Annotated in this window: 10 protein-coding genes; 1 reads left to right on the forward strand and 9 read right to left on the reverse strand. The window is 66.4% G+C overall.

The genetic code is table 11. From position 1 onward, the window contains the following. Positions 1-127: 127 nt before the first annotated feature. Positions 128-1,033, reverse strand: coding sequence for a bestrophin family protein (locus ACTRWG_RS16165; protein ID WP_462829594.1), 906 nt, complete (start codon positions 1,031-1,033; stop codon positions 128-130). Further along, entirely contained in the window at positions 1,030-2,103 is a 1,074-nt protein-coding gene (gene zapE, locus ACTRWG_RS16170; protein WP_027236138.1) for a cell division protein ZapE, read from the reverse strand. The genes ACTRWG_RS16165 and zapE overlap by 4 nt, the downstream gene beginning before the upstream one ends. A 182-nt stretch (positions 2,104-2,285) precedes the next feature. Between zapE and ACTRWG_RS16175 the strand changes: the two genes are divergently transcribed. Continuing rightward, on the forward strand, positions 2,286-3,536 hold the full coding sequence (locus tag ACTRWG_RS16175; protein ID WP_462829595.1) for an MFS transporter: 1,251 nt from the start codon (positions 2,286-2,288) through the stop codon (positions 3,534-3,536). A 137-nt stretch (positions 3,537-3,673) separates the two neighbouring features. Here the strand turns inward: ACTRWG_RS16175 and ACTRWG_RS16180 are convergent, their stop codons facing one another. From ACTRWG_RS16180 to fghA, 7 genes are all read right to left on the reverse strand, one after another. After that, positions 3,674-4,609 (reverse strand): alpha/beta fold hydrolase, encoded by a 936-nt coding sequence (locus ACTRWG_RS16180; RefSeq protein ID WP_027236140.1) that lies wholly within the window; start codon positions 4,607-4,609, stop codon positions 3,674-3,676. Beyond that, positions 4,606-5,523, reverse strand: coding sequence for an ornithine cyclodeaminase family protein (locus tag ACTRWG_RS16185; protein ID WP_027236141.1), 918 nt, complete (start codon positions 5,521-5,523; stop codon positions 4,606-4,608). Before ACTRWG_RS16185 ends, ACTRWG_RS16180 begins: the two co-directional genes overlap by 4 nt. A gap of 30 nt (positions 5,524-5,553) precedes the next feature. Beyond that, a complete protein-coding gene (locus ACTRWG_RS16190) occupies positions 5,554-6,174 on the reverse strand; it encodes an HAD-IA family hydrolase (RefSeq protein WP_027236142.1) in 621 nt (206 codons plus the stop codon). A 5-nt stretch (positions 6,175-6,179) separates the two neighbouring features. Continuing rightward, entirely contained in the window at positions 6,180-7,142 is a 963-nt protein-coding gene (locus ACTRWG_RS16195) for a DMT family transporter (RefSeq protein ID WP_027236143.1), read from the reverse strand. A gap of 287 nt (positions 7,143-7,429) precedes the next feature. Beyond that, positions 7,430-7,885 (reverse strand): YaiI/YqxD family protein, encoded by a 456-nt coding sequence (locus ACTRWG_RS16200; RefSeq protein WP_462829596.1) that lies wholly within the window; start codon positions 7,883-7,885, stop codon positions 7,430-7,432. Then, positions 7,882-9,372, reverse strand: coding sequence for a Si-specific NAD(P)(+) transhydrogenase (gene sthA, locus ACTRWG_RS16205; protein ID WP_259957586.1), 1,491 nt, complete (start codon positions 9,370-9,372; stop codon positions 7,882-7,884). Before sthA ends, ACTRWG_RS16200 begins: the two co-directional genes overlap by 4 nt. Before the next feature lie 19 nt (positions 9,373-9,391). After that, complete coding sequence (fghA, locus tag ACTRWG_RS16210; protein ID WP_462829597.1) at positions 9,392-10,225, reverse strand: S-formylglutathione hydrolase; 834 nt, start codon at positions 10,223-10,225, stop codon at positions 9,392-9,394. Positions 10,226-10,361: the final 136 nt, after the last annotated feature.

A 10,361-nucleotide genomic window follows, 5' to 3' on the forward strand; every position in this document is an offset into this window, starting at 1 on the left:
CCTGCCGGTCTGATCCCGTTGGGCCGGGCGCCGCTGGCGCGGCGCCTCCCCTGTTCATCTGGCCGTAAATATCCCGGGGGTGAGGCCTAGGGCCGAGGGGGCAGCGCCCCCTTCCTGCTGTCTGGCCCTAGTCGAGGACGTGGTTTACCGGCTCCAGCCGGGGCGGCGCGTCGCGGCCCAGGGCGTTGCAGACCGAGATTTCCATCACCCGGCACATGGCGCTGAGCGGCACCGAATTGGCCTGCTTGCGGAACGGGTGCTCCAGCTCATGCGTGACCTCGGCCAGGCCGAAGAACACATAGGCCACGACCGCGGCCACCAGCGGCTCGAACCAGCCGGCGCTGTCCAAGAGGGCGAAGGGCAGCAGCAGGCAGTAAAGATACGTGGTGCGCCAGACCAGCAGCGAATAGACGAAGGGCAGCGGCGTGGTCAGCAGCCGCTCGTTCCCGGCCTGGGCGGCGGGGAAGGCGGCGAGGCGTTCGGCCAGGGCGCGCGGGCCGAAACCGTCGATGCGGCCGTCCTCTGCCATCTGCCGCAGGCGGGTGGCGATGTCCTGCAGCGCCGCGTTCGGGGCGTTGGCGTTCTGCATCAGCGCCTCCGCGTCCTCCGGCCCGACCCAATGGCGGACGGTCTCTGCCACCTCGTCGCCGCGCAGCTGGGCGCGGTGCAGATGGTGGAAGGCGAGGATGCGGGTCAGGATGAACTCCTCGTCCGGGCCCTTGCCTGCAAAGATCCGCAGCTCCTGCGCCAGGCTGCGCACGTCGGAGACCATGCGGCCCCAGATCTGCCGCGCCTCCCACCAGCGGTCGTATGCGGCGTTGTTGCGGAAGCTGAGGAACAGCGACAGCGACAGGCCGAAGACCCCCATCGCGGCGATGGAAATCTGCGGCATCGCAACCACATAGCGGTCCAGCACCAGAACCAGCAGCGCCCAGAGCGCGGCGCCGGTGATGTTGGGCAGGATGCGCGGCACCACCGATCCGTTCAGGATCAGGAAGATCTCCCAGCGGCTGGGCGTGTCGCGGACGATCATGGCGCCGCCGTGCCCCAGTCCTTGTCCTGCATCTCGCGCAGGCGGGAGGCGGTGCGTTCGAATTCAAAGGTGCCCTCGCCCTCGACATAGAGCATTTCGGGCTGCGCCGCGGCTGAGCAGATCAGCCGCACCCTGGCCTCATACAGCGCGTCGATCAGGGTCACAAACCGCTTGGCTTCATTGAAGTTGTTGCGCGACAGGCGGGGGATGTCCTCCATCACCAGCACCTTTACCTCTTCGGCAATGGCGAGGTAGTCGCCCGGTCCCAGCATCTTGCCGCAGAGGTCATAGAAAGTGGCCCGCGCCACGCCGTTGCGGAAGGCGGGCAGGGTGACTTCGCGGCCTTTCACCTCCAGCGTCAGCGGCTGCGCCGGGCCGCCCGACAGATCCTCCCAGATCGCGCGGATCTGGGCGCGGGCCTCTGCGTCGGCCGGCGCGAAATAGACTTGCGCGCCGGTCAGCCGGTCCTGGCGGTAATCGGTGGCGCTGGCCATCTCGTGCACCTCCATCTGCGCCTTGATCAGGTCGATGAAGGGCAGGAACAGCTGCCGGTTCAGGCCGTTCTTATAAAGGTCGTCCGGCACCCGGTTGGAGGTGGTGATCACGGTGACGCCGGCGCTGAACAGCGCCTCGAACAGGCGGCCGACGATCATCGCGTCGGTGATGTCGGTGATCTGCATCTCGTCAAAGGCCAGGAGCCGCACCGACTCCGCGACCTCGGCCGCCACCGGCGCCAGCGCGTCCTCCACCCCGTTCCGGCGGGCCTCATGCATCTTGGCGTGGATTTCCTGCATGAAGGCGTGGAAATGCACCCGGCGCGACGGGATGCCGTCCAGGCTGTCGACAAACAGGTCCATAAGCATCGACTTGCCGCGCCCGACGCCGCCCCAGAGGTAGAGGCCCTTGACCGGCTCATACTGCGCCTTGCGGAAGAAGCCGCGCTTGACCGGCGGCGCCTGTAGGCCCTCGGCGATGCGGTCGAAATGGGGGAGGACAGCTTCCTGCGCCGGGTCCGGCTTCAGGTCGCCTGCATCAATCTTCTGCCGGTAAAGCGTGCTCAAATGGGTCATGGGAAAGGGATAGCGCGGGGCGCGGAGGATGGGAAGCGCGGGCAGCCAAGATTGAAACAATGCAGGCCGCAGATGATCTTGGGAGGGTCACATCAAAAATTCTTAATGGTGTGCGCAAAATTCCTGATTTGACCGGTGGCGGGATTTCACCGAGGGTCGCCAGGCTTCTCAGGAGAGACCCGATGGACCGTTCTGCGCCGCTGTTTACCCCCGTTCTGATCGTGGGCTGCATCATTATCATGGTGAGCTTTGCGGTGCGCGCGTCCTTTGGCGTGTTCCAGATCCCGATTGCCGAGGAGTTCGGCTGGCTGCGGTCGGAATTTTCGCTGGCGATTGCCATCCAGAACCTGGCCTGGGGCATCGGGCAGCCCATCTTCGGCGCCATTGCCGAGAAGATCGGCGACCGCAAGGCGATTGTCATGGGCGCCATCGTCTATGCGGCGGGGCTGGTGCTGAGCGCCTGGTCGACGACGCCGTTTGAGATGCAGGCCTATGAATGGCTGGTCGGCTTTGGCATTGCGGGCACCGGGTTTGGCGTGGTGCTGGCGGTTGTCGGGCGGGCGAGTTCGGACGAGAACCGCTCAATGTCGCTGGCGATTGTCACGGCTGCCGGGTCCGCGGGGCAGATTTTCGGGGCGCCGACGGCGGAGTGGATGCTGGGGTTCCTGAGCTGGCAGAGCGTGTTCCTGATCTTTGCCGGTGTGGTACTGGCGCTTATCCTGACCTTGCCGCTGATGCGGGCGCCGGAGGCGGCCAGCAAGGCAGAGCTGGAAGAGAGCATGGGAACCATCCTGATGAAGGCGTTCAAGGATCCGTCCTATACGCTGATCTTCCTGGGCTTCTTCAGCTGCGGCTATCAGCTGGGCTTTATCACCGCGCATTTTCCGGCCTTCGTGACCGAGATGTGCGGGCCGATCCTGCCGGGCGGGGCGCTGCATGCGATCGGCATCACCACAACCTCGGCGCTGGGGGCGGCGGCGATTTCCCTGATCGGGGCGGCCAATGTGGGCGGTACGCTGCTGGCGGGCTACCTGGGCAAGCGCCATTCCAAGAAATACCTGCTGGCGGCGATCTATACCGGGCGGACCATTGCGGCGGCGGCGTTCATCCTGTTCCCGGTCACGCCGCTGAGCGTCATCATCTTTTCGGTTGCGATGGGATCCCTGTGGCTGGCGACGGTGCCGCTGACGTCAGGCCTGGTCGCGCATATCTACGGGCTGCGCTATATGGGCACGCTCTATGGCATCGTGTTCTTCAGCCACCAGCTGGGCAGCTTTCTGGGCGTCTGGCTGGGCGGGCGGATGTATGACGCCTATGGCGATTACACCATGGTCTGGTGGATCGGCGTTGGCGTCGGGGCGTTCAGCGCGATTGTGCACCTGCCGGTGAAGGAGCGGCCGCTGGCGGCGGCTCCGGTTGCGGTGGCGGCGTAACGCAGCACGCTGCGTTTGCGGCTGGCGGAGGAACCTGGGCGCTGCCCGCTGCCATCGGGCTTGAACCGATGGCGCACCGATGGCTGCCCCGTAGTATTTCTGCAAAGGTGAAGCGGAAACGCGGCCCGCCGCGGATGTCACGCCAGTCCGCGGCGGTGGTTTGCGGCGATGATCTCCAGCACCTCTTCGGTGTGGGTATAGGGCAGCCCGTGGCCTGCGCCGGGGATGTCCTCCTGCCGGACAGAGCGGGCGCGTTCGGCCAGCAGGCCGGCGGAGGCGGGCGGGATCACCGCATCCTCCTGGCCCCAGATGGCCAGCGCCGGCACGCCCTTGCTGTGGAGGCTGCGGAGCTCTTCGGTGAAATCCTCGTTCAGGATACCGCGCAGGGAGGCGAGCACGGCGGGGATGAAGCCCCGGTAGCGCAGTTCCTGCTGCTGCAGGTCGATGATGCCGGGCACCGAGCTGGGCAGCTGGCGTTCCCGTCCGGTCGAGCGGATGTGCAGGGCCGGGTAGATGGCGTGCATCAGCCAGTCTCCGAGCAGGGGAACGTGGCGGATGATCTGCGTCATGCGGCCCTCGCTGCGGCCGAAGCCGGCAGGCGCCAGCAGGATCAGCTCGCGCAGGCGTTCAGGATGGGCGGCGGCAAAGGCGGTGGCGATGGCGCCGCCCATGGAATAGCCGATCAGCGTGACATCATCCCCGGCCTCCTGGTCCTGCAGCAGCTCCTCCAGCTGGGTGAGGAAGAAGGCGCGGTCCTGCGGGCCTTGGGGCCGGTCCGAGTAGCCGCGCCCGTAGAGGTCGTAGGTCAGCACCCGGTAGCCCATGGCGCCCAGGCCCTTGGCAATGCCGTTCCAGACAAAGGAGGGCGTGGTGAGGCCGTGCACACAGACCGCGACGGGGCCGCGCAGGGGGCCGGTCCAGCGGTAATGGGTGAGCCCGCCGGAAAGCCGGGCAAAGGCGCCGGGCGCGGTTTGCCGGGCCTTGGCATCAACAGGCTTGCGCAGCCGTTCACGCAGCGGCGGGGTGATGATCAGGACCAGTAGGGCTGCACCAAGGAGCAGCAGCCATATCATGATTTTGCCTGCCACTTTTGCAGGATGTGGTGGCTGGTCATCAGGTCCAGGTGGGCGCCGCCGCCGTTCTTGAACAGGGTGATCCGGGCCGGATCATAGGCGGGGAAGCTGTCCAGGCCGTAGAAATCCGCCAGCACGTCGCTGCGCTGGAGGGTGCCTGCGGCCAGCGGGATCTTGAATTCGCCGATGTGGTCGAGGGTGGTGTCGAAGCTGTCGCAGTAGATCTGCGCGCGCTTCAGCGCCTCGTCGTCGGCCTCGCGCATGTCGGGGCGGTAGGCGCCGATCATGTTGAGGTGCTGGCCGGGGCGGAGCCATTCACCCTTGATCACCGGGGCGGAGGACATGGTGCAGGTGACGATGATGTCCGCGGCGCGCACCGCTGGTTCCAGATCGGGCGCGGGTTTGGTGCCGGGGTATTGGGCGCAGAGCTCTTCCGCCTTTGATCCGGTGCGGTTCCAGACCCGGATCTGAGCCTGCGGGAAACCGGCGCCGAAGGCCTCGATCAGGGAGGCGCCGACGGTGCCCGCGCCGACGATCAGAACCTCTTGCGCGTCCGGGTTGGCCAGCCGCAGGGCGCCCAGCAGGCTGTCGCCGGCGGTCTTCCACTTGGTCACCAGGTGGAAGTCCACCAGTGCCTCCAGCGTGCCGTCCGTGTCGGAGTAGAGGCAGACAGAGCCGTTGATCATCGGCTTGCCCGCATCCGGGTTGCGCGGGAAGATATTGGCGGTCTTCACCGCGATGCCCAGCCCGTCGATCCAGGCGGAGCGGCTGAGCACGGTGTCGGGATCGCGGTACAGGAAGGTGTCGCCGATCTCTGCCTTGGGCAGGCTGTGGCTGGCGGCCAGCGCGCCGGTGAAGCTGACCCAATCGAGCAGCGCTTCGCCTTCCTCAAAACCGATGAATGGGATGCTCATATGCTTGTCTTACCTCCTGTGCGGGCCGTCTCAGGCGGCCTCTTGTTCCGTCAGCAGGCCTGCCTGCACCAGCCGGGCCGCAAAGGGCGCGGGGCTGGTGAACAGGTGGGTCTGCCAGCCGCGCGCATCGGCGGCTTCGATGTTCTCCAGGCGGTCGTCGGTGAACAGCAGCCTGTCCGGCGCCACCCCGGTTTCGCGTTCGAGAATGGCATAGATTTCAGGCTCTGGCTTGACCGATTTCAGATGCGCGGAGACAAATGTGCGGTCAAAGCCACGCAAGGCCGGGTAGGTCCCGCAGGCCAGCTCAAACGTCTCCGCGCCGAAGTTGCTGAGGGCAAAGACCGGGATGTGTTTGGCCTGCAGCGCCTGCATCAGGCGGAGCGTGCGGGGGATGGCGCGCGGCACCATCTGCAGCCAGCAATCGTGCCACCAGCGGATTTCCTCAGCCCAGTCCGGGTGCTGCTTTGCCAGGGCATAGACGCTGCCGCGGAAGGGATGGCCGCGGTCGACGTTGAGGTTCATCTCGTGCAGGGGGACCTCGGCGAACAGTTGCTTGCGGCGGGCGGGGCCGATGCGGCTGTCATAGAAGCGTTCCGGCTCCCACTCGATCAGCACGCGGCCAATGTCGAAAACAACGGCGTCAACGGGCATCGCGGTTATCCTTCTGCGCGCGGGCGGGGCCGCGGGGCGGGGCGGCTGCGGCGGGTCTCGCGCCAGACGGAGACCAGGCCGGAGGCGATGATCAGGGCGCTGCCGAGCCAGACCGGCAGGCCGGGCCATTCGTTGAAGATCAGCACGCCCCAGAGGACCGACATCGGCATGGCGATGTATTCAAACGGCGCGGCCAGCGCCGCCTCGTTCATGCGGTAGGCCTGGCTGACCAGATAGCCGCCGATGGAACCGGCGAGGCCGGCGCCGATCAGGTAGGGCCAGTCCTGCGGGTTCGGCCAGATCCAGGCGCGCAGGAGGAAGTCGAAGGCGGGGCTGTCGCCGCTGGCGAAACGCCCGTCGCCGAAGGCCAGGCCGGCCAGGGCGCTGAGGATCAGGAAGCCCATCATCGGGTAAAACGCGAGCGTGGCGCCGGCCTCTGTGCCGCCTGCGCGGCGGGTCAGCACGTGCAGGGTGGCATAGCCGCAGGCGCCAAGGAACGGCAGGAGGGCGGCGGGCTGGAAGGTGCCCGCGCCGGGGCGCATGATGATCAGCACGCCGAGGAAACCGGCCACCACCGCGCCCCAGCGCCAGGGGCCGGGGCGCTCGCCCAGGAACAGGGCCGACAGGGCGGTGACGATCAGCGGCGTGGCAAAGGCGATCGCGACCGCCTCGGCCAGCGGCAGGATCGCGACGCCGGTGAAGAAGAAGATATTGGCAAAGAACACCACCAGGCAGCGCGCAAGGTGCAGCTTGGGCTGGTGGGTGCGCAGGAGGTGGTAGCCGCCCTCCAGCGGCACGATGATGGCCAGCATGATGGCCACCGCGATGACGGAGCGGAACAGGACCACCTCGTACAGCGGGTAATCGCCGGACAGGAACTTGAAGATCATGTCGATGACGGAGAAGGCAATGCCCGCGCCGGCCGCGGCGAACAGGCCGGGGACGCTGATTTTGACCTCTGCGCTCATCTGTGCCGCCTCCTGCTCCCTGACCTTGATCAGTGGCGGATTTGGTGCAGCCGGGCAATGGGGCGGGGGACGGAAAATGCAATTTTTCCGGGCAGAATTCCGGGCCGGAATTTTGGGGTGCGGACCAGTGAGGGAGGGGGCTGGGGAAAGCTTGGGGTTCTTGCTGAGAAGCGGTTCAGGGGCAGGGCTGCCCCTGAACGCGCCTGCCCGAGTGTTTGTCGGCCTGTTCCCGCCTCAAGGCCATGCCGTGCTGCGCACGGTCCGCTGCGCGGAGTCTTGACCCGGTATCAGGCCTGTTTGGCGGCGCGCAGCTCGCGCTCCAGCGCGTCCAGGAACCGCGAACGGTCGGCCTTGGTGAAGCCCTTGCCGCTGCCGCCTGCGCCCAGCGGGTTGGCGGCGCGCAGATCCGCCATCAGGTCGCGCATCGCCAGCTGCTGGCCGATGTTTCCTTCCGTAAACCGCTCGCCGTTGTGGCGCAGCACGCGGGCGCCGGCCTCGATGCATTTGGCCGCCAGCGGGATGTCGCCCGTCACCACCACATCACCGGGGCCGCAGCGCTCTGCGATCCACATGTCGGCCACATCGGCGCCCTCGGACACGATCACATTTTCCACCAGCGGGTTCTGCGAGGGGCGCAACCCGCCGTTTGAGACCACGAACATGCGCAGCCCGTGGCGGGTGGCGACCCGCTCGGCCTCCTGCTTGACCGGGCAGGCGTCGGCGTCGATGTAGAGCGCGGTCACTCTGCCGCCTTTTTATCTGCCGCGGGGGGGAGCTCCGCCTTGGCCTCTGCCTTGGCTTTGCGGGCGGGTTTCTTGACCTTGAATTCCTCCGGGATCGGCATCCGGTTGAAGGCGTCAAGGCCGGCGATCTTATACGCCTCGGCCAGGGTCGGGTAGTTGAAGGTGTTCTGCACGAAGTAGTCCACCGTGCCCTTGAGGTTCAGCACCGCCTGGGCGATGTGGATCAGCTCTGTCGCGCCTTCGCCGACGATCTGCACGCCCAGCACCCGGCGGGTTTTCAGCGAGAACAGCATTTTCAGCATGCCGTGCTCCAGCCCCATGATGTGCCCGCGGGAGGTTTCGCGGAAGCGGGCGACGCCGACCTCATAAGGGATGCCGCGCTCTTTCAGTTCTTCCTCGGACATGCCGCAGGTGGACATCTCCGGCACCGAGTAGATGCCGTAAGGGTACCAGGGGCTTTCCGGCAGGGTCGGGGTTTCCAGCGCGTGGCAGGCGGCGACGCGGCCCTGCTGCAGCGAGGTGGAGGCCAGCGACGGGTGGCCGATCACATCGCCCGCGGCATAGATATGCGGCACCGCGGTCTGGTAGGTCTTGCGGTCGACGCTGAGGCGGCCGCGGTGGTCAGTCTTGAGCCCGACGGCCTCAAGGTTCAGGGCGGAAGTGGCGCCCATGCGGCCGGCCGCGAACAGCAGCATTTCCGAGCGCACATGGCGGCCGTTTTCGAGGATGACTTCGACATGCTCGCCGCGGTCCTCGATGCTTTCGACGGCGGAGCCGAGCCGCAGGTCGACGCCGTTTTCGCGGATCTGGTGGGTGAAATCCTGGATCAGAGTCTTGTCGATGAAGTCGAGGAAGGTCTCGCGCGGTTCGATCAGGGTGACGCGCACATCCAGGGCAGAGAACATAGTGGCATATTCCACACCGATCACGCCCGCGCCGATCACGGTGAGGGAGCGCGGGATTTCTGCCATCTCCAGGAACTCGTCCCCGTCCACCACGGTCCTGCCGTTGAAGGGCACGTAATCCGGGCGGTAGGTCTTGGTGCCGGTGGAAATCAGGAACTTTTCCGCCGTCAGCCGGGTGGTTTCGCCGGCCTCGGTCGCGACCTCCACCTCATTCGGGCCGATGAATTTTGCCAGACCGTTCAGCGTGTCGACATGGTTGCGGTTGAACTGGTGCTCCAGCACGTCGACCTCGTAATCGAGGGTCATGTGCAGGCGCGCCTTCAGGTCCTCGGCGCCGATCTGGTCCTTGACGCGGTAGGAGCGGCCGTAGAACGACCGCTCGCGCCAGCCGGAGAGGTTCAGCACGGTTTCGCGCAGGGTCTTTGACGGGATGGTGCCGGTGTGCACCGACACGCCCCCCAGCCGGTCCTTACGGTCGATCACCAGCACCCGGCGGTGCAGCTTGCCCGCCTGGATGGCGGCGGCGCGGCCCGAGGGGCCGGAACCGATGATGATCAGGTCATAATCAAATTCGTCACTCATGGCCGCGTTCCTTGTCTTATCAGTTCTGGTACAGCGCGTCGGCGTGGAAGGAGACATGCTCCTCCATGAAGGTCGACACGAAGAAATAGCTGTGGTCATAGCCCGGCTGCATCCGCAGGGTGGCCTGCTGGCGGCGTTCGGCCACGGCGTGGGCCAGCGCCTCGGGCTTCAGCAGGTCGATGAACTGGTCGGAGGTGCCGGTGTCGATCAGGATCGGGCCGTCGAAGCCTTTGTCGCGCATCAGGAGGGTGGCATCGTGCTTGGCCCAGTTTGCCTCGTCATCGCCCAGGTAGGCGCTCAGCTGTTTGCGGCCCCAGTCGGACTGGGTCGGGTTGGAGATCGGCGCGAAGGCAGAGACCGATTTGTAGCGGCCCGGCAGGTTCATCGCCAGCGTCAGCGCGCCGTGGCCGCCCATGGAGTGGCCGGTGATCGCCTGGCGGTCCAGGTCGATGGCGAAGTTTTCGCCCAGCAGCGCGGGCAGTTCCTCGGCCACGTAGTCCCACATGCGGAAATGCGGTGCCCAGGGGTCCTGGGTGGCGTTCACGTAAAAGCCCGCGCCCTGGCCCAGGTCATAGGCCTCGTCATCGGCCACGCCTTCGCCGCGGGGCGAGGTGTCGGGGAAGACGATGGCGAGGCCCTGCTCGGCGCACCAGGCCTGGGCGCCCGCCTTGGTCATGGCGTTTTCATGGGTGCAGGTGAGGCCCGACAGATACCACAGCACCGGCACCGGGCCGTCCTTGGCCTCTTCCGGCAGGAACAGGCCGAATGTCATATCGCCGCCGGTGGCGGTGCTGGCGTGTTTGTAGACGCCCTGGGTGCCGCCAAAGGCACGGTTCTCGGAAACGGTTTCCATGGGTGAGGCTCCTCAAATCTGTTAGCCCTATCGCTATCCGCAGATTGCCGCAGCGTCCAGCGGGAGGGCGGCAGCAATGCCAGTTTTTGCGGCAGAAGGCTTGCGAATCCGCAAACATCCAGAGGGCAGGCAGGGC

This window comes from Leisingera sp. G5_S3_59_S7 (assembly GCF_054968485.1).